This window comes from Wolbachia endosymbiont (group A) of Ancistrocerus nigricornis, assembly GCF_947250785.1.
Taxonomy (GTDB): Bacteria; Pseudomonadota; Alphaproteobacteria; order Rickettsiales; family Anaplasmataceae; genus Wolbachia; species Wolbachia pipientis.
The window spans coordinates 764633-789601 of the sequence record NZ_OX366348.1 but is presented as its reverse complement, the minus strand read 5'-3'; the positions used below and the strand labels follow the sequence as shown (position 1 = coordinate 789601).

Sequence of the window (24969 nt, the reverse complement as noted above, 5' to 3'; positions counted from 1 at the left end):
TGCAGTGTTAAATATTAAGTTAAAATTGTTAAGTTAGAAATTTTTATTGACTTGGTGGCTATAGCAAAAATGAACCACCCGATCTCATCTCGAACTCGGAAGTGAAACTTTTTAGCGCTGATGGTACTTGAAAAGGGAGAGTAGGTCGCCGCCAAGTTTATAAAAATTTCTTTGTTAATTAGACAGTAGGTATACTTATATTTTAACTTTCTTGTTTTGTTACTATTCTTTAAGTTTTTACTTTAACTACGATATCTTTTTTTTCTTATATGTTCTTGGTCATTTTCTACATTATTTAGCATTGTTCCTACTTCCCCTAATTGATTCCCTTTTGAAGGAGAATTACTGATTTCTGGTAATATTACATTACCTCCCACTTTTTTAAATAATTCTTCTTGTTGGCGAAATGCTGACCTCCAATCTGTTCCTGTTCCTTTAGGAAGAAATAAGAATTGATACATCTGACCAAAGCCTGTGTTATTTACCTCTTTTATATGCTCTACCATTCACCACACCCATTAACTATTTTTAAAAATTTTACCTATATTATCATAAAAAATATAGTTGTAAATACCTTAGTTGAGATTTTTTTTTATTTTATCTTTTTTAAGCAAATAGTTAGATCTTTTTGTAAATTTTTATAACTTGCTTGCATAATGTTTCTATGAGTTAGTATTATGTAGTAGTGCCCTATATTACTTATATTTAAAATGCTAATTTTAGCAAGCATTCGTAGTTGCCTTTTTATTTTATTTCTTTTTGCTGCTTTTCCGGTTTTTTTACTGATAGCCAGACCTACTCTAATAGTATGAATGTACTTTTCAGGTTCTCTTTCTTTTATAGCGTACAGTGATATATAAAGCCCACGATAAAAAAGACTGTTGAGTGCTAACTTATTTTTGAAAGCAGAAGAAAAATCTTTTTTTTTATACTTACTATGCGCATAATTTGTTACACCCTAATGAACGGCGCCTATTAAGGATTTTTCTTCCAGCTCTTGTTGCCATACGTGAACGAAATCCGTGTCTGCGCTTTCTTATCAAATTTTTTGGTTGAAATGTTCTCTTCATTGTTTTTATATTAATATAATTATTTATTTTAAATTGTTTTACTTTATTGTCAAATAATGGTGAACTTGTATGACATTTTCGTAGAATAAAATTTGATGCATGGAAGAATGAATTCGGTGATAGTCATACCTGTCTTACTAATCCTTTTATTTTGTTTTAGTAGGTTTCAAGAAGTAAATAAGGTTAAATCTTATCTATATCTTAGTTGTGTATGGATGCTAACTTGGTTGTTAGTATTCTATAATAATTGTTTTGTAACTTTTATTTCTATAGCGTTACTTTTTTTCATGCTTGCTTTTATCTTTAAAAATAAAAGAAATAAGATAATAAAACTTTCGTTATTTGTGGCTTTGGCCATATCATTTTTTATCACTTTATTTATAATGCTGTCTATTTTTATTCAATCCATTAGTTTTTTTAATAAAGTAGCTATTTCAGAATTCTTGTTTTGCTTGAAATGGGGCCACAATGTAGCCACTATCAATGAAGAGAAGATAGGATGTTTTGGTATAGCGCCGCTTTTAGTTGGTACATTACTTATAACTATTATAGCAATGTTAGTTGTCGTTCCGCTTGGTTTATTTTCTGCAATATATATTAGTGAATATGCGAGTGAGAAAGTGCGTTATATTGTTAATACAACTTTGCAAGTTTTGTCTGCTATTCCTACGGTTGTATATGGATATTTCGCGGTTGTGTTTTTGTCTTTCTTTATAAAGCAGGTAGCAAATTTTTTTGGTTTAAGTATACACTCAGAAAGTGCCTTAGTTGCCGGTTTATCGATTGGGATAATGATTCTTCCTTTTATTATTTCTTTACTCGAAGATGCCATAAGATCTGTTCCAAAAAGCTTGCGTTATGGCTTCATGGCACTTGGTGCAACTCCAGCGGAAACTATATGGCATATAACAATACCTTATGCAATGCCTACAATTTTAAGTGCAATTTTATTGTCAATTTCAAGAGTGATAGGTGAAACAATGATTGTGCTAATGGCTGTGGGAATCAACGCAAATTTGACTTTTAACCCTCTTAATTCAGTTACTACCATTACCGTGCAGATCGCTACATTACTTACCGGAGATCAGGATTTCAATAGTGTACAAACTCTTGCTGCTTATGCGTTTAGTTTAGTATTGTTTATTATTACTTGGCTATTAAATGCATTTGCATTGTTTGTAATGAAGCGTAACTAGTAAGCGTTTTAATGTTGCAAAATTTCTATTAATAATATAAAATTTATTTTCTTTAGAAGTTCTTTTATGGAATTATAGTGTTAGGTGATAAAAATAAAGAGATGAATATAGGTAGAGCGATTAAGGTAACTCAAGCAGTTGTTGATATAAAATTTGAAGGTGAATTGCCTAAAATATTTAATGCTTTAAAAAGCAAACTAAAATATAAGGATAAGGAGCTGGTTTTAGAAGTTTCGCAGCATATAGGTGACAATATAGTTCGTTGTATTGCTATGGATAGCACAGATGGCATGTCAAGGGGGGATGAATTTGTTGATACAGGTGCACCAATATCGGTGCCAATTGGGCGTTCAACTTTAGGAAGGATTTTTAATGTTGTTGGAGAGCTTATAGATGAGTGTGGTCCACTGAAGGGAAAGTATAACTTAGAGCCTATACACAGAGCACCTCCAAGTTTTACTGAACAGAGAATACAGGAAGAAGTTTTAGTTACGGGAATAAAAGTTATAGATCTTCTTGCACCTTATCTTAAAGGAGGAAAAATTGGCTTATTTGGTGGAGCCGGTGTTGGTAAAACAGTCCTAATAATGGAATTAATTAATAATATAGCAAAAGCTCATAAAGGATTTTCTGTGTTTGCCGGGGTAGGGGAGAGAACGCGTGAAGGTAACGATCTTTATCACGAGATGATCACTTCAAATGTAATAAATATAAATGAGCATGAAAAATCTCAAGCTGTTTTGGTTTATGGTCAGATGAATGAGCCTCCTGGAGCAAGGGCTAGAGTTGCTTTAACAGCACTTACTATGGCAGAGTATTTTCGTGACCGTGAAAACCAAGATGTTCTATTTTTTGTGGATAATATCTTTAGATTTACACAAGCTGGTTCTGAAATTTCTGCTTTACTTGGAAGAATACCGTCAGCTGTTGGTTATCAGCCAACCCTTGCAACTGATATGGGTGCAATGCAAGAAAGAATAGCTTCAACAACTTCTGGCTCTATTACTTCTGTGCAAGCTATATATGTTCCTGCGGACGATTTGACTGATCCAGCCCCAGCAACTACATTCTCTCACCTTGATGCAACCACAGTGTTGTCAAGGCAAATAGCTGAAATGGGAATATACCCTGCTGTTGATCCACTTGATTCAACTTCTCAGTCTTTATCTGCTGAAATCATTGGTGAAGAACATTATAATGTAGCTTCTGAGGTGAAACGTATATTGCAAACTTATAAATCACTGCAAGATATTATCGCAATACTTGGTATGGATGAGCTATCTGATGAAGATAAAATTATTGTTGATAGGGCTCGTAAGATTCAGAAATTTCTTTCTCAACCTTTTCACGTTGCAGAAATATTTACTGGCATGCCTGGTAAATTTGTTTCACTTTCTGATACTGTTTCCAGTTTTAAAGGGATTGTTGAAGGCAAATATGATCACTTACCAGAGGCTGCTTTTTATATGGTGGGGAATATAGATGAAGCAATAAAAAAGGCTGAATTAATACAAGCTGAAGCTAAATAAAAGTTAAAGATTATGAATACTTTTAAAGTGCAATTTTTCTCTCCTGATGATCAAATTTCATTCAGTGGAGTGGTTTCTCTTTCAGTAAATGGGCTCGAAGGGGAGCTTATGATTTTAGCTCACCATGCTCCTTACTTAATTTATTTATTGCCTGGTATGATTACTGTTAAAATGAGTAACCAAACAGAAAAGAAGGTTGTAATTGATAGTGGCGTATTAGAAGTTGCAAATAATAATTGTAGCATTATAACAAGTCAAATTCAGGTTTTTGATCGTGCAATTCATGATGAGAAATCGTTTAAAAATAAGAGAATTAGTATATATTTAAGTTATCTTGATGAGAAGTTTCTTTCTTAGTTATTTTAGGCAAAAAGTCAATTATCATTCAAGTGGCTATAAGATTTTTTCTCAGGGGGCTCTTTTTTGTCATCCCAGAAACCCCGGGGTGTCATCCCAGTGTCGGAGTACTTTAGGTGTATGATCCCAGAGTGTGATGGTATGGGACCATACACCTAATCAAATAAAAATTAAAGAAGGAGAGTTGGTTGTAACGGTTGGAGATAACGACTTTGTTTTACCTGGAATTTACGTTGGATAAACTACAAAAAATAACAGGTAAAAATCAACGTAAATTTAAGATAAATCGATTTTATTAGTATTATCAAATCAAAATCTGTTTTTAATTAATCAATAATACTTTTTTACATATTTTCATCCCCTTTCATGGATTTTTTAATTTTATAGATGATATCTAATATTATTAGAAGCATTGTAAAATATCTTATGAGAAAAGTTATAAAATATATTAGCATTATTGGTATTGCATGTTTAGTATTGTTATTTTTTATATCTAATGTGGAAACACGCGTAAAAACACAGGAAGAACAATTATTCCTAGCTGTAGAAGATGGTAATGCACAAGAAGTAAAACTATTACTCAAAAATGGTGCAGACCCAAATTGACCTTACCCAGAAAAAGTAGAGAGAAAGTTAAGACGTTTTTATCATGAGAATAAATTGTGCAGGAATGCAATAGTTAATAGTAGAATGTCTACGTTATTTGTTATAAAAGATTTCTATGTATTCAAATATGGCAGTTCTGGTTTGTTGAGCGAGAAGTATCAATAAGCAGCTCCCTTTTAAGTGAACTTTTCTGCAACAGAGTTATCGTAACAACAGCCCTTATGGCTCATGCTGGAAATGATGTTTTTTGTATTCAATAGAAATTGGTAATTTTGAGAGGTATACTGTGACCCTTGATCGCTATGTAACAGCAGATTTTTATCGGGTTTGCGTTTATCAACGGCCATCAATAAAGAATCTATAACTAATTATCATGTTACTCATTAACCACCATGCGTGAATATAGGTCAATTATTGCCGCCAACAACCTTCTTTAGTTTTTATGTAGGTAATCCCAAACTTTATTTGGCTGATCAGTAGTAAAATTTTGATCCAATGTGTTCGGAGCCACAACTCAGTTGCTTATTTGCTGTTTTTTATTTTTGAACCTTCGTCTAAACTTGGCTTTAATGCCATTTTCTTGCATAACACTTTGTACTGTTTTAATTTTTGCCTAAAGCTTTTAATTCAGCGTGAATTTTAGGGGCTCCATATCTGCATTTAGAAGCTTGATGTATTTTTTGAATATCTGCTAGAAGCCCTTCTTTTGCTAATTCTTTACTGCTTTTTTCCTTAGCAACCCATACCACCAGTACAAAACCCTACATAGTTCCTGTGTTTTATAGCAATTTCTATATAAAAGAATACTTTACTCTTTTTCTTTGCCCAGGGCTTTTTTTAAGATTTCTCTTTCTCTTATTAGCTCTTTTTTTAGATCAAATCTTTCTTTGTCATAAGGAGCCTTTGCCTGGAAATGCGTATGCTCCAGACATTTTTCCATCATATTTTCTTACTTAACATACTGCCATCTATACCTAGATCTTTTGCTATTTTTGTACTTGCTTGACCTGTTTCTTTAACCAGCTTAACAGCTTCTAATTTGAATTCTGCTGTATATTCTCTTCTATTTGTCATATTTTGAAAAAACGTTTTATTTTACTCCAAAAACGTCTTAACTTTCTCTCTACTTTTTCTGGGTAAGGTCACTACTTGGATGACAGATAGTAGTGCGAAAGTCTCTTACAACTTACTTTTAATTAGTCTAACCCATGCGTGCCAATCCCTCTCACCAAGATTGCTTTCAAAAGATAGGAGATCCTTTACAGCTTTTGAGCAAATTTCTTCACTTGGAATTGATAACTCCTTATTCATTGCTAACGTTAAACATTGAGTTTTGCACACTTGTTCTAAATGATACGAGTAAAACATTGCTTCTTGTATAGTCCGACCACACGTTATAGATCCATGATTACGCATTAACATGACAAAATTTTCTTTCAGATCAGCTATTAACCTCTTTCCTTCTGTATCGCTAAGTGCTAGGGAATTATAATTATGGTAAGAGATTTTATTGTAAAAGTGCAGTGCCCATTGACTTATAGGAAGCAGCCCATCTTTGAGAGAAGAAACCGCTACAATAGAAGGTGTATGCAAGTGAAAAATTGCTTGAATATCTTTCCTTGCTTGATAAACAAAACCATGAATTATATAGCCAGTTCTATTATATTGATATTCTTTGCCTTCAATTACATCTCCATCAAATGATACTTTCATTAACGAACGTTCATCTACTTCATCAAAACGCATACCAAACGGATAAATATAAAACGACTTTTGATCTTCAGAACGCACTGAAAGGTGAGTATATGTATGATCATCGAACTTAAGGTAGGACAAAATCTGATAGGCATAGACTAGATCCCTTTTTACTCTGCTCTTTGTTAACAACACAATCCTCTGTTAGAATCTTCTGAAGGTTTATACGCGAAAAGAGACTTGTAGTAAACTAATAAGTCTATGCCACTCTGTCTTGCTTTCTGAATACCAAACACTTTTGTGTTGTAGCTTGCTTAAAAATAGTTATCGTTATTATAGAGTTTATATACAGAATTTATGTTTTTAAATTACATAATATCTTAACTACAAAAATAATTTTCTATATAATATTTCATATGTTTTAAAGCTTCATTTTTATGTTATTATAAATGTAAGTTTCAAGATTGAAAATAATATGGTAAACATTAACACAAAAAAACAGCCAGCAGGATTTTTCATATATCTCTCTGGCCTTTCGGGAAGTGGTAAACTTTCCACAGCAATAGAATTATCTAATATGATAAACGCATTAATTGTAAATAGTAAGTTCTATAACAATGTTCAAGCTTGCTCTATATACGATGGTGTCTTTGAACGTGATCAAATACCTAAAGAAGTTCAAGATAGAATATATGGCATTATGCAAATTATGCTTCAGGTAATAGAAAATTATCCGATTCACTCAAAAAATTACATATTTATTGATGAGTTGATGGAAAATAATGACCAGAACATGAGGATGTATGATTCAATAGTAAGGCTTAGTAAAAAAATGAACACAGAAATCCTTCCTGTGGTACTTAGGTGTGATCTACCGACATTACAAAAGCGTATTGCATTAAAAAGGCAAAGAAAAAATAGGAAGGTGATTAATCTAAATAGCATTGTAGAGAAATTTAGGACTGACGATTTATTTATACCACCAAGTGCCATAGAGATAGAAAATTCAGATATGAGTATAAAAGAAGTAGCTCAAGAGATAGTAAACCAGATGCACAAGCTTAGTAACATTGCATGTATGCGAAAGAATAGTCTATAATGATTTCATATACTGAGGCTCATTTAAATATAGAGCTTCAACTTCATTTAATTTTTGCTTGTTCTCTAATCTATAACGGACTAATAGCCCTGCATGGCTAGCATTTAAATTGCAATCCATATGTGTACTGCTTGTAGCGTGACACTGGGATCCAGGTGCAGATAGTGGCAATAAATTGAAATCAAATAACTGCGTATAAAACCCTTGAGCATTTTTGACTATAGCTCTGATATTTTTTTTGTTATTCGTACAAAGCAAAGATATTGCGTAGGCTTGAACTTCCAGCGCACTAACTCCGTATAATGGCTTATTTGTAGCAAGATTTATACCTTGTGCAGCTGATATACCAACTCTAATTCCAGTGAAACTTCCTGGTCCAACTACTACCACTAAATGATCTATTTTATCATAATTATAGTTGTGCTTATCAAACAAAGTATTCAGAATTTGAAAAAATGATTCTGCATGATTGTTGCTGGCGGAATTGTGCTCTACAAAACAGTTACCATCATAATCAACTATTGCTATTGAACTACCAATACCTACAGTATCAATCGCTAAAATAGACATTACTTAAGCTTATCATAGAGTTTTGTAAACATTATAGCAAAGGCACCATTACCTATAACGTTTGCTGAAGTGATTATTGGATCAAACACTATATACAGTGCTGTGATTAACGAAAGCATTTCTGGAGAAAATTTGAGGTATTTCTCAAGAATAGGTAGCATTACCATAATTCCTCCTGCCGGAACTGCCACGATAGCAAACTTAAATAACAAAAAATAGAGAAGGAAAGTTACATAGTCTGTTGTGCACAATGAATAACCGGAGGCAATTATCATTGATAATATTATAATAAAAAAGCAATCACCTACTAAATGAAAGCTAGCAGTTATTGGCACAACAGACGATGCTATGTCAGGTTGCTTTACATTTTTTTTGCTTCCTTCAAGAGTAAGCGGCATAGTTGCATTACTAGACATTGTGCTCATTGCAGTAATAAATGCCGGTATCATATTGCCTATACTAGCTATCCAGCTTGTGATCTTGAATGAATTTGCTGCTCCATATAAGAGGAAAACATAAAGGTAGGTTGCAGATGCTATAATAATGAAAATTATTGAGTAATCCTTAAATATTATAGATAAAACTTGATCATGCTGCATTTTTAAAGCAAGCCCAAGTACAAATATTGGAATAATCGGCGTCAAAAACGTCTTCAAAATAAAGAGAGTTAAATCTAACATTTTGTTCGAAAGCTCTCTGCTTTTTTTGGGTAGCAGTGTGGACACTACTATGCTGGACACAAATCCACAAGCAAGGGCATAAAAATTAGAAAGCAATGCAGGCAGTCTAAACGACCATAAGGGAACAATTGTTTCTTCATACGTTATATCTTGTATTGAATAAGTGTTTTGTATGATAAAATGCCCAACAGAATAAGCTATTAAACTTGAAGCCAGATTCGATAAGAAGATCATTATAATAAGTAACAATATGAACTTTATAGCTGACTGCTTAAGATTGTTAACACTGCTAAAGATTAACGCAAAAATAATAAAAGGCATTATAAATAGCAAAACCTCTTTTATACTAAGGCTCGTTGAGTACAAGAAGGTTTTTACTTCCATTGGAACTAAATGACCAAAGAATGCAGCTGAAGTGATGACCGTGAGTAAGATTAATAGTTGTAGCACGTTCTTATATACCAATGTCCTATGGACATATATATGGTAAGTTAGTTGTTAAGTAAAGCAAAACTGTCTAAACTGCACAGCAAATGGTGTAATGAAAGTGGAATGACAAAAAAGAGTGAAATTAGCATTCACTTATTATTCGTGTCATTTTCAGTAAAAGCTTCTTCCCACGTGCCTTGAGTTGCTGCGCGGCTATACTCTGTTACTCTATTTTCAAAGAAATTCGTATGTTCAACGCCATTTAGTATTTCATCAAGCCACGGAATAGGATTATCATTGACATCATATATGGACTCAAGACCTAATTGTATTAACCGTCTGTTTGCTACGTAGCGTATGTAATTGCGCACTTCTTCTGCGGATAGTCCTTCAACATCTCCTAAATCAAAGGCAAGATTTATGAATTCGTCCTCAAGTTCAACGATGGTGCGACATGCAGAATATAATTCCTCTTTAAACTCGTTGTCCCAAATTTCATTATTCTCTTTAATAAATGTATTAAATAACATGATAATTGAATTGGTGTGCAAAGTTTCATCACGGGCTGACCAGGCGATTATCTGCCCCATTCCTTTCATTTTTCCAAAACGTTGGAAATTGAGCAAAATTGCAAATGATGCAAATAACTGCAACCCTTCAGTGAATGCACCAAACACTGCTAGAGTTTTAGCTACATGTTTTTTATCGTGTTTTTTGCTTTCCTCGAATTCCAACATATATTCATATTTCTTTCTCATAGCATCATACTTTAAAAATGCTTGATACTCACTTTCTGGCATGCCAATTGTGTCTAAAAGATAAGAATAAGCTGCAATGTGTATGGTTTCCATATTGGAAAAGCTTGCAAGCATCATGCATATTTCTGTTGGCTTAAATATATTTGAATAATGCCTCATGTAGCAGTTATTTACTTCAATGTCTGCCTGAGTAAAAAATCTAAAGATCTGGGTTAGTAGATTTTTTTCTACACTTGAAAGTTTAGTTTTCCAATCCTTCACGTCATCAGCGAGCGGAACTTCTTCAGGTATCCAATGGATTCTTTGTTGCTGCAGCCACGCATCATACGCCCAAGGGTAATTAAAAGGTTTGTATATTGGATCTGCTTCTAACAATGACATAAGACACCTATTATTTTCTAAAGTAAATATTATATTAAGTGATATTGAGAATCAGTCAATTTAACTTTTTTGAAATTTGACGGCAGATAATTTATTAGTGTATTATAGCTTCAAGTAATTTATCAACAGAAATGCGAGTATTAATATCTTTTATTTTATTATTTACAGTGAGCTGCACTCACACTATTCACAATCACGGAGCTCCTGGCATTAGTGTTGAATTGTGGAGCAAGATAAAAGTAGGTGACGATAAAGAAAAAGTGGTTCACACTTTAGGATCACCAACATTAGTATCAAAGTTCGATGACAATGTTTGGTACTATGTCTCATATAAAATTAAACAAGCCAATTTTTTAGGAAAAAGGAAGTATAGTAGTAAGTCTCTGCAAATTTCATTCGACCAGGACGGTAAAGTTGAAGATACAAAAGAAACTGACATCTTAGAGAGATCTTTGGCTGTTTCTGATTGAAAGTTTGCTCAGATCTTCCTACGTCATACCGCGGTTCATTCCATAACTGTGCGAACATTGCGATTTGGGCCTACCAGAAGGGTGTCATGAAAGTAGCTGACACTAGTTCCTTTATGACGGCAGTGCCCAGACTACTTGGATCCAGGAAACTTAATTGCAAGTAATGCATTGGGTTTGGTAAGTATGGGTTTTGCGTTATAGAATGAAGCACTTTTGGTGAATTTGTAAAGAAAACTGGATCCCAGTGGGCTTTGTTGCATCGCTAGCTATGATGGATTAAAGATAAAAAAGATAGGGAATATCAGTAGCTTATTATTCTGGTATTTATAACAAGAACGGTCAATGAATACCTAAATTTGAGTAAAAGAAATTTCACTACCATTTACCAATCCGGCTAAAATTCAAGAATTTCAATGCTTTAGCTATTTTCAATAGAATTAAATTTATTAATATAAATAACAAATTACTATTCTTAAATTTGATCAGATTGATTGCAAAAAAACAAGATTTTCAATAGGTTGCTTATAATCCTAACTATAGTTAGCCTTTCATAAGTAGCGATGCAACAAAGCCATCCCAGTGTCAAGCACTGGGATGACACCATTTGTTGTAAACTCACTTTTACTCTATGGTTATACTACCTTGCTGCTATCCTGAACGGATACAGTGGGCTTATTAAATTATAGAATTACTTTAGCTATAGAATAAAATCTAGTGTTACTTCACGCCAAATGTGGTGGTGCTGAGTAGGCAAGCCGGTCAATGGGCTACATTTATATACTGCACGCATTGCATTATCTGCTATCGACCTGAAAAGTGGATTATTTCGATAGGAATCACTGTCTGCTACATCCGCCATAATTATCTCGCCTTGACTGGATAACAATAAGTTAATTTTTATATTAAAATTTTCTTTGTAAGCTATGCTTTCAGGAATGCTCCAGCATTTTGTGAGCTTGTCTCTTATAGAGTTAATAATTTCTGTTACAACTAATTCATCCTTTTTGCTCTCAACGCTTTTTTCGTTTCCTATTTCATTTTTTGCCCCTCTAACATCCCTTCTTAGTTTTTTCTCTACACTTTTTTTTCTTTTTGGAATTGGAATGAATTCTTTACCCTCGTTAATAATGACTTCTTCTTGCATTTCGATAATTTGCCTCGGTTGTGCTACAACAGTGTGCTCAACTATTTCTTTTTTCCTTTGTGGTATAGGAACAGCTAACGTATCATTCGTTTGGGCTTTTGTTGAAGATAACGAAAAAAGCAAAAAACAACATAAAGACAAAAAAAGAATATAACTCGAATAGAAAAAACGCATATGTTAAGCAGCTTGTTTTACTGGTTTAAAGCTAATATTGCACGTAAAGTCAATATATTTTAGTTGATGGACGAGTTTGAAGTCAATAAGGAATCCCTTCAAAGCTGAAGGCAAGCGGAAGATTGTCTTCTCGACAGACAAAGGAATTGTATAATGGATTAAAAGGAACCGTATGACAAAAATTATAGCAAAAGAATATACAGAATTTTTAGAGCAATTGAAGGATCATATTGCAACAAACCGTTATAAAGCAGCACTTGCAGTAAATAGTAAGCTTATTTTGCTTTACCACCATATTGGTACAGAGATCCTAAAACGCCAAAAAGAACATACCTGGGGAGCTAAGGTAATTGATCAATTAAGTAAGGATTTGAGAAGTACATTTCCAGAAATGAAAGGCTTTAGCATGAGAAATCTGAAGTATATGCGTAAGTTTGCCGAAGAATATCCTGATGTTGAATTTGTGCAGGAGCCTCTTGCACAATTAACTTGGTATCACAATATCACTCTTTTGGAAAAAATAGAAAGTCATGAAATAAGATTATTTTATGTAAAAAAAGCTATTGAACATGGCTGGTCACGTAACATTATGGTGATGCAGATAGAACTTGGACTACATAAACGTCAAGGAAAAGCAATAACTAATTTTAAAGAAAAATTACCATCTCCACAATCCGATCTAGCACATTACACATTAAAAGATCCGTATATTTTTGATTTTTTAAGTATAGGTAAGGATGCTCATGAAAGAGAAGTAGAAAAAGGACTCGTAGGGCATATGGAAAAATTTCTGTTAGAACTCGGTGAAGGATTTGCATTTGTTGGTAGACAATTTCATTTAGATGTTGGTAATAAAGACTTTTATATTGATTTATTATTCTATCATTTAAAGTTACGTTGCTTCGTAGTGATTGAACTAAAAGATAAGGATTTTAAGCCGGAATATGCTGGTAAAATGAATTTTTATCTTTCTGCAGTTGATGATTTACTGAAGCACTCGACAGATCAACCTTCTATAGGGTTAATCTTATGTAAATCTAAAGACGATGTACTTGCTAAATATACACTCCGAGACATGAACAAGCCAATAGGGCTAGCAGAATATCGAATAACTGAAAATCTACCAGAGAACATAAAAACAGCTTTACCGACGATAGAAGAATTAGAAGCTGAATTATCCAAAATTTCAGACGAGGAAAAGTAATGTTACTAAAATCATTCAAACAATCATTTAGCAAACCAAAAGCTCAGTATGAAATGCATCAGGCTCAGGAAGAAGAGTGGCAGCCAATAACTTACTCTCTCATAGCCTTGAAACTTTGGAAGCAAACAGTAACGGAGTAAGTGATTTTTATGGATTACACGCTCTAGGTGCACTATCCTATATATCATACGGTCAATACACTCTAAATGAGATGGAAAGATGAAGGCATCATTATAGCTGCTAAAAAATACGGCGATAAAAACTTAATTCTTTCTCTGTTTACAAAAAATCATGGAAAGCGCAGGGGATTAACTAAGCTAACAAACAATAGCAATTATAAGTTTCAGATAAGTAATCTATTACATGCAGAATGGAGTGCTAAGTTACCTGAAAATCTAGGTTTTTTTAAGTGCGAATTAATCGAATCTCCATTCCATCATTTCTTTCAAGATAGGTTAAAAAGCATTACTATTGTTTCTTTCTCCTCTATTTTAGAAAAAGTGCTTCCAGAAAGTGAACCCTGTGCCATGCTGTATGACAATTTTCGATATTTCATCGATGTAATTAAACACAACAATCAGTCTTGGCAAAGCCATTATCTTAACTTAGAGCTTCTGCTTCTTACGCAATTGGGATTCAAGTTAGACTTATCCAAATGCGCTGTAACAGGTGTTAAGGAAAATTTACAATTTATTTCTCCAAAAACTGGTAGAGCAGTGTCAAAAAAAGTAGGAGATTATTATGCAGATAAACTCCTACCTTTTCCACAAATGTTACATGATGTATACAATAATAACCTACAAAACAGCTACTCATTCCAAGAATTTCAGTTAGGACTGAAAGTCACAGGATATTTTTTAAATAAGTATCTATTTTTGCAGTTAAACGTGAAATTTCCAGAGCTGAGAAACCTCATGTTGTCGCTTTAATTTTAGCAGTCCTACGTCATACCGCGATTCATTCGCGGTATCTCTTAGCATAGATCCAGCTAACAAGTAGCGGGATGACGAACTTATCGTCATGCCACCGCGAACCGTCATACCGTGATTTATTCACGGTATCTCTTAGCATAGATCCAGCTAACAAGCAGCGGGACGACGGTTGTCAGGGTGTCATCCCAGCGCCCCTATGATGTCATCCCAGTGCCCAGACACTGGGATCCAGAAAAGTTTGCTTGTGAACAAGCAAACTAGCATGGAAAGTGGTTACAACGTTTTCGATGAGATTATATGGAAAACTGGATTCCAGTGTCAAGCACTGGAATGACAAGGTATAAACCTTATCGTCATGCTGCCGCGAACCGTCATACCGCGATTCATTCGCGGTATCTCAGCATAGATTCCGCTAACTAGTAGCGGAATGACGGTTGTCGGCAAACTTAAGCCACTTTAGCTATAGCCAGTAACCACTCTATTTCTACCACTGTTTTTTGCTTTATATAAATATTTGTCGGCACGTACTATAAATTCTTTAATATTGTCAAGGTCAGATTCTTGCATTTCTGCAATTCCAATGCTCACAGTTACATCGTGGGTTGTATTTTTATCCGCAAGTATAAAAGGTTTTTTAGCAATAATTTTTCGTATTCTCTCCGCAATAGTATACGCATCTGATACATTGGTATCTGGCATTACAACAACAAACTCCTCACCACCAAACCTAGCTAGTAAATCTGTCACTCTGATATTTTCAGAAATTCTTTTCTGTATTTGCTTTAAAAGTTCATCTCCAGCACTATGCCCAAAACTGTCATTCACTATCTTAAAATAGTCTATATCAAGTATCATAAGAGACAACCTTCTATCCTTTTCCACAGAGTCCTTAACAATGTTTCTTAAGTGTGCATCAAAATATCTTCTATTATAACAGTTAGTTAATGGGTCCTTTATAGACATTTCCGCATTATTAAATAAATTCATTCTCAAGGCATCTTGATATCTTTTGCGTTTTACTTGCGAATTAACCCTTGCTATTAGCTCACCCTCATCCAAAGGTACTGTTAAATAATCATTAGCACCTACATCAAGTGCTTTTACTAAATTGTTTTTATCATAATCCTCAGAAAGAATCAGAATTGGTGTATAACGTGTTTCCACCTTACTACGAAACTCAGAACACAAACGCAAGCCGTCAGTTTTTGAAAATTGCATATCAGAAATGATCAGGTCGTAACCATTCTCAATACCAACCTTCAATGCTTCCATTGGATCACTCAGTATTTTAATTGACCTAAAGCGTTGCTTTAATATATTATATATCTGCTCTGCTTGATGAACATCCTCATCTATAACAAGTATGTTAGCATCAAAAATCTGATTGGAATAATCCATAATACTGTTTCCTGCGACTCCACCAATCTCAGCGTTAGTTTCTCCTCTCAAACGCAATTCATCGATAATCATCTTTAAGCGTGTGAGAGACTTAATTCGTGCAGATAAAGCAGTTTCGTTTATTGGTTTAGTCAGAAAATCATCCGCGCCAGCATTAATACCTTGCACTCTATCATGAGTATCATGCAGCGCAGTTACCATAATTATTGGAATATGGGTTGTCAAGGGATCATTTTTTAGCTCCTTACAAACTTCAAAGCCATTCATCTTTGGCATCATGATATCAAGTAATATAATATCAGGCTGCTGCTTTGCTACTAAATCTATAGCTTCTTCACCATCATGAGCTACGATAACCGTATAGTACTCTGCTTTTAGTCGAGCTTCTAAAAGCTTGACATTAGATAGTACATCATCTACTACCAGAATCTTTGCTGTCATTATCTTTAGATGTATTATCTATATCATAAGTAGGATAAAGCTTACCATTTTTACCAATTATGTAATTTACTTTCTCAGCATTACATTCTTTATATAAGTCTTCAATTCCGGCATCCTTCAATAACCTCCTAGCTTTTAACTTTACAATTATAAAATACCTATATATAGTCTTAATAAAATCAATAAATACAGGTACCTTATTTTTATCAAGAACAATTATGCTCACTAAAGCTACAACTAAAATTTCTGAAAGACCTATATTGAACATTTTCCTATGAAGCAAGTACTTTAATCCTTCTGATTATAAATATTAATTTGCTTAAATCAAGTTTAGAAGCAACCATCTCATCTAAAAAACTATTATAACGTTCTATGTAGTCCTTATCATTACAAGCCCAGGTTTGAACCTTATCTTCGGGGTTATCAGTAGCTTTTATGACTTTAACAGTTAGCTTGTGATGGTAATTGCTTAAATCGTCCAATAAATCATTAACTAAGCTGCGATCCCAATAAGAAGAGCGGCTTTTCATCTTGATGGCAATTGTTCTAATCAGATCGAATCTTAACAGCGACTTTAACTCAAAGTATATTTTACCAGCATCAAGAATGGACAAAGATGTCTGTTCAGCAACAGATATAATATCCAGTGCATAAGCAAGAACGCACAGGTCAGCAATTTTTTTTGCTAGATCTTTATCTATATTAAGTTCCACTAAAGAAGTGTATCCATGATTATAGACCTTTAACAGGTGTTCATCTAAAACATCATGGCCTAAAGTTTCAATTGCATCTTTAAATTTTGTAACATCATCCAATTCTACAAAGCTAAGATTTTTTACTAACCAAAACGATACTCTGCCAATAAATTTCTGCACGTTCCTCACTATTTGTAAGTATGAGTTAACATCAATTTTTCCATCCAATTCATCAATTTTCTGCCACAGGCTGTTTAAATCATACAGGTGGTTAACAACAATATATATGTTAACCGCTTCTTGTATCTTAATTCCAGTGTTCTCAGCCAAATTATTGATGAATATACAGCCCATTCTATTCACTACATCATTTGCAATGCAAGTAGAGATAATTTCTCTACGAAGTTGGTGTTTTAATATGAAATCCTTAAACTTTGTTACCATCTTTTTAGGAAAATAACCTAGCAAGTAGTCATGAGATATAAGATCTTTTTCAGACAGATCGGAATGTATAATTTCATTTTTTATTGCTGTTCTAGCATAAGACATTAGAACAGAGAGCTGAGGAGAACTGAAACCTTCTGCACCAGTTAACATCCTTGCTATCTCTTCTTCAGTTGGAAGAAATTCTACGCTTCGGTTTAACAGCCCAGATTTTTCTAAACTGAGCAGTAACCTGTGGTGCTGCTCCAATCTCTCTTTAGCTTGCAAACACTCAAGAAGTAATGCTTTTGTTTCAATTTTGTTGTGGTTCTCAAGCACTTTGGATGCAACTTCATCCACCATACTTGCCAGTATTTCATTCCTTTTTTCTAAAGAAATACCCCCTGCTTTCATAGCTGAAACAAATGCAATCTTAATGTTAACTTCAAGGTCTGAACATATCACTCCGGCTGAATTATCAACAAAATCTGCATTGATATATCCACCTCTTTCAGCATATTCTATTCTTCCAAGCTGTGTACAACCAAGATTTCCACCCTCTATAAACATAGAAGCTCTAATATCCTTACCATTTACTCTCAGCTCATCGTTTGCTTTGTCACCGACCATGCTATGATTTTCACTCTTTGCCTTAACAAACGTGCCAATTCCTCCATTCCATATGAAGTCCACTTTTGCTTTCAACAGATATCTAATCAAATCACTTGGAGGTAGCATATCTTCTGTTATATCAAAGCATTTTTTCATTTCTTGAGAAAGATTTACTTGCTTGCTGCTACGCTCAAATACCCCGCCACCCTGAGAGATCAAATCTTTGTTATAATCCATCCAGGTTGAAAATGGTAACTTAAAGAGACGTTTACGTTCTGTGAAACTCTTTTCTGCATCAGGATTTGGGTCAACAAAAATATGCATATGGTTAAATGCGCCGATTAAATGTATATTTTTTGAAAGCAGCATACCGTTTCCAAATAGATCGCCAGCCATATCTCCAATTCCAATAACAGTTGCATCCTGGTAAATATCCTTATTCATTTTCCAAAAATGCCTTTGTGCTGCAATCCATGCACCTCTTGCTGTAATACCCATTTTCTTATGGTCGTAACCTACTGATCCACCAGATGCAAATGCATCGCCAAGCCAAAAGTTATATTCAGAGGCTATCTGGTTGGCATAATCAGAAAATGAAGCAGTTCCTTTATCAGCAGCAACCACGAGATATGGATCATCTTCATCATACCTAATCACATTCTCTGGTGGAATTATTTTACCATCAACCACGTTATCAGTAATATCAAGCATTCCTCTGATAAAACTCTTATAGCACTCAACACTTTTCTCTCTTAAAATATTCTTATCTTTATAAGCTTGCTTTATTACAAACCCACCCTTTGCACCAACAGGGACAATAACCGCATTTTTTGTCATCTGAGCTTTCATGAGCCCCAAAACTTCAGTGCGAAAATCTTCCGTCCTATCCGACCACCTTAAGCCACCACGGGCTAATTTCCCTCCTCTTAGATGTATTCCCTCAAAAAGGTTTGAATAAATATACAATTCACGATACGGACGAGGATCAGGTAAACCATTTATTTTACTTGAGTCAAATTTTGTAGATAAATATGGTTTATCGTCTTGATAATAACTGGTCCTTAAAATAGCCATTATCAAGTTAAATATCGAGCGCAAAACGTAATCATGTGAAACATTGCTGATCTCTTTTAGAAGTTCCTCAATTTTTTCTCTGACAATGTCCGTAGTTTCTGCTCTATCAATGTCTATGTTAGGATCAAATCTTGCATGAAATAGTTGTATCAAATACTTTACTATTTTTGGATGCTCTGAGACTACCTTTTGGATATATTCTGGATTGTAGTTAAATGACGTCTGCTTTAGGTAAGCACTTAACGCTCTAACCAGAAGCACTTCTTTCCACTTGAGCCCAGCAATAATGATCAAACTATTGAAATAGTCATTTTTAATTTCCTTGCTAAACACTTTCGCAAGTGTTATTTCAAATTGCTCTTTTAGAGTAATGTTGTCTATTAATTCATCGACTCTTGACAACACAAAATGGTGTATCCATATTCCGCCGTTAATTTCTATGTAATAGCCATTATGAGATAGAATCTTAGCTCCCAAATTCTTAGTAATTCTTAATATCTTCGATAATTCAAGACCTCCATTGCTCGAAGTGTAAACCTTTAATTGATAATTAAGATTGTCACGAGTAAGTCTTAAATCGACCTCGCTAACTCTTTTTTTCCTCACTATCTCCAATTTTTTCATATCGTAATATGCGTCATGAGGTTCGAAACTCTCTTGATAGCTTATTGGAAATGCCTTGCAATAACGGATGAATATATCCTCAACAGTGCTAAAAGTATTATATAAATTGTCTATAAAACGATCTTCCCATTTTTCCGTAATGTTCCTTAATTTGTTTTCGATACGCAAAACTTCATCATCAGGAACACTAGCGTTTTTAGCCTTTAGCACCACGTGCAATTTCATTAAGTCATATTCGTTTATAATGTGGTGGTTATAAATATCTGAACTTTCTGCATTTATCTCATCCTTCAATATATTGCTTATCTTGAGCATTAGCCTGGAGCTAGCATAACGCATCGGTATCAGCACTATACAACTAGTAAACGCTCCCTTACTTCTTAAGCATAACTTGACTCTTGGTCTTATTGCAAGGGACATAATAGAAGTACAAATTTGAAATAATTCTTCCTCATTAGACTGGAACAATTCATCACATGAGAATACTTGTAAAATATAAATTAGAGCTTTGTTATTGTGGCCCCCGGTTACAAACCCTGCATTTTTTTCTATAACTTTAACTTTATCTCTTATTATTGGAATAGTTCTAATATCTTGGACCTCCGCTACAGAAGTAAATAGCCCGAAAAAACGCCGTTCCTTTACCACATTACCCTGGTCATCAAATTCTTTTACTCCTATACAATTCATGTATGTACGCCGATGGACTATTGAGATTAGATCTGATCTCAATATGTATAGGGAATCAAGGTTTGCAGAAGGAATCAACGTACTTTGACCTACTCTCATCAGGCCAAGGTCCTTTTTGCTGTCACAGACGAGTTTTTCATCTTTACCAGCAATATATTCTTGATAACCTAGAAATACGAAGTTATTATTCTTTAACCAAACTAGAAAATCTTTTTGCTCTTGATTTCGGTCTGGTGTCATTCCAGTGCGTGACACTGGAATCCACGTGTCCTTTTCCTGGATCCCAGCTGGGATGACAGAAAGACTTGCCTCATCAAGTTTCTTGAGCATTAAGTGCCAATCTTTCACAACGCAATTAACCGCTTTCAGCGTTTTCTGTAGAGATTCTTTTAATGTATCAACAAAGCTGTCACTTATACCTTTGATAATTACATATATGACTGACTCTTTGACTCCATTGCTTTCTTCCAAAGAGTAAATCTCGTCTATTAGGCCATCTTTTCTTTTAATGTTAATTATGCTGTTGCTGTAATAGCATATGGTTAAATCGTGCGACTTAATAGTTGCAATAACGGAGTCAACCAAAAATGGCATATCATCGTTTGTTATCTTAATCGTGGTAAAATCGCCTTCTATTCCTGGTATATCATCTATATTGCTTACTACTAACTTACTTTCATCTTTCTCTTTTTGAGAAACAAAATTGTAAGCATCGTTTACAATATATAGCAAAAACTTATCATTGGCTTTTAGGTCGCTTTTATAAACAAAACTATAAAAATACTTAATAAATTTTTTAATTTTTTCTTTATCTTGCTGATTTTCTTGATCAGCTAACTTAAATAAAGACTCAGTGTCAACATTATGATCTATACACATTTTTTTTAACAAAAATACACAGTGAACTTAAACCTTTTTAACTAAGATTTCATTATCAAGAGCGTACACTATTAGCTCATCATTTTCTACTACTTCCCCTGATAAAACTAATTTAGCTAAATTATTTTGAATACACTCTTGTATAACCCTTTTTAAGGGCCTTGCTCCATATTCAGGGTCATAGCCAGTTTGTGCTATTAGTTCTTTAGCTTCCTGCAACAAACTTATACTCAGTTTACGCTTAGCAAGTGTTTTTTGTAAATAAGAAAATTGAACATCTATAATTTTATAGATGTCATCTCTGGTTAAACTGTGGAATATAATAATTTCATCCAGCCTGTTTAAAAATTCTGGACGAAATGCTGATTTAACTATTTGCATCACTTCATTTCTTACAGAATCAACATTCCCTTTTAGCATTATCTCAGCGCCAAGGTTAGAAGTTAAAATCAGTATGGTGTTGCGAAAATCAATTAATTTACCATGACTATCAGTGAGTCTACCCTCATCCAAGATTTGCAGCAATAGATTAAATATATCTGGATTTGCTTTCTCGATTTCATCAAACAGAATAACCTGATATGGCCTTCTTCTTACCGCTTCAGTTAATCTGCCACCTTGTTCATAGCCAACATACCCTGGAGGCGCGCCAATTAGCTTTGAAACAGAATGTTTTTCCATATATTCTGACATATCAAAACGCAGAAGCGCTGATTGATCGTCAAACAGAAATTCAGCTAAGGCTTTCGCAAGTTCGGTTTTACCAACCCCGGTTGGGCCTAAGAATAAGAATGAACCAAAAGGTCGATTAGTATCTTGCACCCCAGAGCGGGAGCGCCTAACTGCATTACTTATCGCTTCTATTGCATCTTTCTGCCCTATTACTCTTCTTCCTATTTCATTCTCCATGTTAAGAAGTTTTTCCTTTTCACTGTGCATCATGTTATCAACTGGAATTCCTGTCCACTTTGAAACAATGTTTGCAATATCATCTCCAGTCACTTCTTTCTTTAAGAAACTATCAGTAACCTTTTCCTGATTTTTTAATTCATTCTCAAGCTGAGGGATCACACCATACATCAGCTCTCCTGCTTTTCCTAAATTTCCACTCCGCTGAGCCAATTCCAGCTCTTTTCTAGCGTTATCTAATTTTTCGGCTGTTTCTTGTATTCTAGCTATTTTATTCTTTTCCATCTGCCATTTGCTGTTCAAGTCAGCAAATTTGCTATTTAGGTTTTCAACCTTCTCATTTATCTTTTTTAAACGCTGTTTAGAATTTTCATCACTTTCTTTTTTTAAAGCCTCTGCTTCAATCTTTAGCTGTATAACCTTTCTCTCAAGTTCATCAATAACTTCAGGCTTGCTATCCATTTCAATTCTCACCCTACTTGCTGCTTCATCAATCAAATCAATTGCTTTATCAGGTAAAAACCTATCTGTTATATATCTATTGGACAACGTTGCAGCAGCAATTATTGCACCGTCTGTAATTCTTATACCATGATGCACCTCATATCTTTCCTTCAAACCCCTGAGTATTGAAATGGTATCAGTTTCAGTTGGTTGAGAAATAAACACAGGCTGGAAACGCCTTGCAAGCGCAGGATCTTTTTCTATATGCTGACGATATTCATCTAAAGTTGTGGCTCCTATACAGCGAATTTCTCCACGCGCAAGAGCAGGCTTCAGCAGATTCGAGGCATCCATTGCACCACTTGTTGCTCCTGCTCCAACTAAAGTATGAAGCTCATCTATAAACAAGATAACTTTTCCCTCCGCTTTCGAAAGCTCATTAATAACTGCTTTTAACCTTTCTTCAAATTCTCCTCTAAACTTTGTTCCAGCGATTAATGCACCAAGATCCAAAGCTAAGACCTTTGCATCATGCAAACCAAGTGGTACATCGTTTGCAACAATTCTATTTGCAAGCCCCTCAACTATTGCAGTTTTTCCAACACCAGGTTCACCGATCAGCACTGGATTATTTTTTGTCCGCCTCAGTGATACCTGCATAGTTCTTCTGATCTCTTCATCACGACCAATTACAGGATCAAGCTTTCCTTGCATAGCAAGCTCTGTAACATCTTTTGTATATTTCTTTGCCGCGTTTAATTTTTCCTCACTGTTTGGCGAGTCCGCACTGCTGCCCTTTCTCATTTCTGCAACAACTGAGTTCAGTTTTTGTGGAGTTACACCATTCTCTGCCAGAATTTTGCCTACAGTATCATCTTTTTGTGCAGTGAGGCCCTGCAGTAAACGCTCGACAGCAACAAATGAATCTTTATTTCTCTTTGCAATACCAATTGAATCTTCAAAAACTTTTGCTATTTCTCTTGAAAGTTGAAGGCCACCACTTCCTGGACCTTCAATTACTGGCAACTTTTTTATTGCGCTATCCACAGCATCAGAAATACTTTGCACACTTCCACCACAAGCGTTTATCAAATCCTGAACTAAACCTGATTCATCTTCAAGCATCACTTTTAGTAAATGCTCAGGCATAAAAATCTGATGCCCAGCTCCCAACGCTTTCATTTGAGCACTTTGAATTAGACTTTTTGCTTTTTCGGTAAATTTATTTAAGTCCATAACACCAGTTAAATTCGTATTTGCTGATGTATATAACAACTGATTTCATAAATTTAAACCTAAAGTTGTTTATTGTTAGGTATGAAATTTAAAACTTTCTTAAAAAAGGAACTATCATAGTAACCATACAAATATCTTGTATCTCAAGACCTTTGGTTTTTGTTGCTGAAAATGGTTGTATTATTTAAGTTATTAACAATATACAATACTAAGTTAATGTAATTTATTTGGAGATGACAGGAAAATTTATTGTAACTTTATATTTTAAATAGAATAAAGTTCTTTTGTTAGTATTGTCCTTTTTGTAAAAAATATTCCTAATTTCTTCATCATTTCTGTGGGTAAGGTCATCTGCTTCTCTACCTCAAGTGGTTAACAAAGTTTCTTGTCACGAGGGACCAAATGGAAATCTGCTCGTTTTCACGCGAATTAATGTTACAAATTCTATACATTTCTTTACAAAATGGCATTCGCTTTCTCCATTATCCTTTACCTGCATTTTCATCAGCGTTCCTTGCGGTTTGCTTGCCATATAGGCGGAAATACAGGCTTACCCTGTTCCTTCTGTCATACAACAGTGGGTTAGGTGACTTCTCTATACCGGTGATTTGCGTACATCCAGAAATGAAAAATGTCACATTACCTTTTGGTCGGAGCTTATCAGCATCTTTAGCTCTTTAATCGTTACGATACTTATGAAGCTTCACTTACGTTCACCATACCACTAAGCCTAGCTCTCCAACCACATGATGCTTGTAGTTTATGCTCCTTTCACGATTGAGCATCTTCTTTTTCAAGAGGAGGTTCATTGTCCGCATCGCTTGGCACCAACCGGTTACCCGATTCGCACTGATGCATAGACTCAGATGGCAAAACATCTGGTTTAATAAGTTTTAGAACTCTTTTAGTTTCTTTCTGAAGGAATTCCTCTCCTTTTAAACAATATGACCGAAGACTTTCAGGTCGCACCATTTCAATAATTAGCTGGGTTCCAGCAGAATCAGTACAGAAAACATCAACAATACTTTGTTTTTTAGAGGCAATCTCAGCATCCATGATAGTGCTGAGAAATTCTATTTCTTCTATTTCATCTTTGCCAGCGAAGCCCAATATATCATTGAGAAAGTGAATGAGAATATCTTTATTTTTCTCAGTGCCAAATATTCTCTTGAACGCGAAATTGTTTTTTGGATCGAGAAATTTCGAAAAGGCCATAATTAAATACAATTAGGAGACGAATAATTATACAC

Annotated in this window: 22 protein-coding genes, 1 rRNA gene and 3 pseudogenes; 11 read left to right on the top strand and 15 right to left on the bottom strand. The window is 34.5% G+C overall.

All coding sequences use genetic code 11. The features are described 5' to 3' along the window. Nucleotides 1-50: 50 nt before the first annotated feature. Nucleotides 51-157 (top strand): 5S ribosomal RNA (gene rrf / locus OOK90_RS03965). A gap of 85 nt (nt 158-242) precedes the next feature. On the opposite strand, the gene OOK90_RS03960 is transcribed toward rrf, so the two are convergent. From OOK90_RS03960 to rpmH, 3 genes and pseudogenes are all read right to left on the bottom strand, one after another. Next, entirely contained in the window at nt 243-506 is a 264-nt protein-coding gene (locus tag OOK90_RS03960) for a hypothetical protein (RefSeq protein WP_077188558.1), read from the bottom strand. An 86-nt stretch (nt 507-592) separates the two neighbouring features. Then, nucleotides 593-868: pseudogene (rnpA, locus tag OOK90_RS03955) on the bottom strand (ribonuclease P protein component); the annotation flags it as partial. A 67-nt stretch (nt 869-935) separates the two neighbouring features. Next, entirely contained in the window at nt 936-1070 is a 135-nt protein-coding gene (gene rpmH / locus OOK90_RS03950; RefSeq protein WP_006279898.1) for a 50S ribosomal protein L34, read from the bottom strand. 107 nt (nt 1071-1177) lie between these two features. Between rpmH and pstC the strand changes: the two genes are divergently transcribed. The 4 genes from pstC to OOK90_RS03930 all read left to right on the top strand — a co-directional run bounded on the left by pstC (nt 1178) and on the right by OOK90_RS03930 (nt 4758). Next, the gene (pstC, locus tag OOK90_RS03945) at nt 1178-2266 is read left to right on the top strand and encodes a phosphate ABC transporter permease subunit PstC (protein ID WP_264706179.1); all 1089 of its coding nucleotides are present in this window, start codon (nt 1178-1180) and stop codon (nt 2264-2266) included. 101 nt (nt 2267-2367) lie between these two features. Beyond that, a complete protein-coding gene (gene atpD / locus OOK90_RS03940; protein ID WP_010962432.1) occupies nt 2368-3795 on the top strand; it encodes a F0F1 ATP synthase subunit beta in 1428 nt (475 codons plus the stop codon). A 12-nt stretch (nt 3796-3807) separates the two neighbouring features. Next, nucleotides 3808-4152, top strand: a complete 345-nt coding sequence (locus OOK90_RS03935; RefSeq protein WP_250295150.1) for a F0F1 ATP synthase subunit epsilon — start codon at nt 3808-3810, stop codon at nt 4150-4152. Nucleotides 4153-4578: 426 nt separating this feature from the next. Continuing rightward, the gene (locus tag OOK90_RS03930) at nt 4579-4758 is read left to right on the top strand and encodes an ankyrin repeat domain-containing protein (protein WP_223823054.1); all 180 of its coding nucleotides are present in this window, start codon (nt 4579-4581) and stop codon (nt 4756-4758) included. A gap of 93 nt (nt 4759-4851) precedes the next feature. On the opposite strand, the pseudogene OOK90_RS06740 reads toward OOK90_RS03930, so the two are convergent. Both OOK90_RS06740 and OOK90_RS03910 read right to left on the bottom strand, forming a co-directional pair. Then, nucleotides 4852-5832 (bottom strand): annotated as a pseudogene (locus tag OOK90_RS06740) (IS3 family transposase). Nucleotides 5833-5937: 105 nt separating this feature from the next. Further along, complete coding sequence (locus OOK90_RS03910; protein ID WP_264705757.1) at nt 5938-6648, bottom strand: class II aldolase/adducin family protein; 711 nt, start codon at nt 6646-6648, stop codon at nt 5938-5940. Nucleotides 6649-6928: 280 nt separating this feature from the next. Between OOK90_RS03910 and OOK90_RS03905 the strand changes: the two genes are divergently transcribed. Then, a complete protein-coding gene (locus OOK90_RS03905) occupies nt 6929-7552 on the top strand; it encodes an AAA family ATPase (protein WP_264705756.1) in 624 nt (207 codons plus the stop codon). Here OOK90_RS03905 and tsaB read toward each other — a convergent pair. From tsaB to OOK90_RS03890, 3 genes are all read right to left on the bottom strand, one after another. Then, entirely contained in the window at nt 7547-8122 is a 576-nt protein-coding gene (gene tsaB / locus OOK90_RS03900; protein WP_010962437.1) for a tRNA (adenosine(37)-N6)-threonylcarbamoyltransferase complex dimerization subunit type 1 TsaB, read from the bottom strand. The two genes, OOK90_RS03905 and tsaB, sit on opposite strands and share 6 nt — an antisense overlap. Further along, complete coding sequence (locus tag OOK90_RS03895) at nt 8122-9252, bottom strand: cation:dicarboxylate symporter family transporter (protein WP_209472733.1); 1131 nt, start codon at nt 9250-9252, stop codon at nt 8122-8124. Before OOK90_RS03895 ends, tsaB begins: the two co-directional genes overlap by 1 nt. Before the next feature lie 128 nt (nt 9253-9380). Beyond that, a complete protein-coding gene (locus tag OOK90_RS03890; RefSeq protein ID WP_264705755.1) occupies nt 9381-10370 on the bottom strand; it encodes a ribonucleotide-diphosphate reductase subunit beta in 990 nt (329 codons plus the stop codon). 131 nt (nt 10371-10501) lie between these two features. On the opposite strand from OOK90_RS03890, the gene OOK90_RS03885 reads away from it, so the two are divergent. Next, entirely contained in the window at nt 10502-10840 is a 339-nt protein-coding gene (locus OOK90_RS03885) for an outer membrane protein assembly factor BamE (protein WP_006279908.1), read from the top strand. Nucleotides 10841-11312: 472 nt separating this feature from the next. Here the strand turns inward: OOK90_RS03885 and OOK90_RS03880 are convergent, their stop codons facing one another. Both OOK90_RS03880 and OOK90_RS03875 read right to left on the bottom strand, forming a co-directional pair. Continuing rightward, nucleotides 11313-11459, bottom strand: coding sequence for a hypothetical protein (locus tag OOK90_RS03880; RefSeq protein ID WP_155975170.1), 147 nt, complete (start codon nt 11457-11459; stop codon nt 11313-11315). Nucleotides 11460-11537: 78 nt separating this feature from the next. After that, complete coding sequence (locus OOK90_RS03875) at nt 11538-12158, bottom strand: hypothetical protein (protein WP_264705754.1); 621 nt, start codon at nt 12156-12158, stop codon at nt 11538-11540. 172 nt (nt 12159-12330) lie between these two features. On the opposite strand from OOK90_RS03875, the gene OOK90_RS03870 reads away from it, so the two are divergent. The 4 genes from OOK90_RS03870 to OOK90_RS03855 all read left to right on the top strand — a co-directional run bounded on the left by OOK90_RS03870 (nt 12331) and on the right by OOK90_RS03855 (nt 14628). Further along, the gene (locus OOK90_RS03870; protein WP_038199734.1) at nt 12331-13362 is read left to right on the top strand and encodes a PDDEXK nuclease domain-containing protein; all 1032 of its coding nucleotides are present in this window, start codon (nt 12331-12333) and stop codon (nt 13360-13362) included. Between the two features lie 76 nt (nt 13363-13438). Then, nucleotides 13439-13585, top strand: a complete 147-nt coding sequence (locus tag OOK90_RS03865; RefSeq protein ID WP_007548499.1) for a hypothetical protein — start codon at nt 13439-13441, stop codon at nt 13583-13585. Then, nucleotides 13569-14291 carry a DNA repair protein RecO gene (gene recO / locus OOK90_RS03860; protein WP_010082260.1) on the top strand — a complete coding sequence of 241 codons (723 nt, stop codon included), beginning with the start codon at nt 13569-13571 and terminating at the stop codon, nt 14289-14291. The genes OOK90_RS03865 and recO overlap by 17 nt, the downstream gene beginning before the upstream one ends. A gap of 172 nt (nt 14292-14463) precedes the next feature. After that, on the top strand, nt 14464-14628 hold the full coding sequence (locus OOK90_RS03855; protein WP_010962440.1) for a hypothetical protein: 165 nt from the start codon (nt 14464-14466) through the stop codon (nt 14626-14628). A 122-nt stretch (nt 14629-14750) separates the two neighbouring features. On the opposite strand, the gene OOK90_RS03850 is transcribed toward OOK90_RS03855, so the two are convergent. The 5 genes and pseudogenes from OOK90_RS03850 to OOK90_RS06465 all read right to left on the bottom strand — a co-directional run. Further along, on the bottom strand, nt 14751-16133 hold the full coding sequence (locus tag OOK90_RS03850) for a PleD family two-component system response regulator (RefSeq protein ID WP_264705753.1): 1383 nt from the start codon (nt 16131-16133) through the stop codon (nt 14751-14753). Next, entirely contained in the window at nt 16105-16401 is a 297-nt protein-coding gene (gene tatB, locus OOK90_RS03845; RefSeq protein WP_209472739.1) for a Sec-independent protein translocase subunit TatB, read from the bottom strand. Before tatB ends, OOK90_RS03850 begins: the two co-directional genes overlap by 29 nt. A gap of 4 nt (nt 16402-16405) precedes the next feature. Continuing rightward, nucleotides 16406-21130, bottom strand: coding sequence for an NAD-glutamate dehydrogenase (locus tag OOK90_RS03840; RefSeq protein WP_264706178.1), 4725 nt, complete (start codon nt 21128-21130; stop codon nt 16406-16408). 27 nt (nt 21131-21157) lie between these two features. Further along, nucleotides 21158-23719: an ATP-dependent chaperone ClpB gene (gene clpB / locus OOK90_RS03835; protein ID WP_209473398.1), complete on the bottom strand. Its 2562-nt coding sequence runs from the start codon at nt 23717-23719 to the stop codon at nt 21158-21160. A gap of 969 nt (nt 23720-24688) precedes the next feature. Then, nucleotides 24689-24934, bottom strand: a pseudogene (locus OOK90_RS06465) (PD-(D/E)XK nuclease family transposase); the annotation flags it as partial. Between the last annotated feature and the right edge of the window lie 35 nt (nt 24935-24969).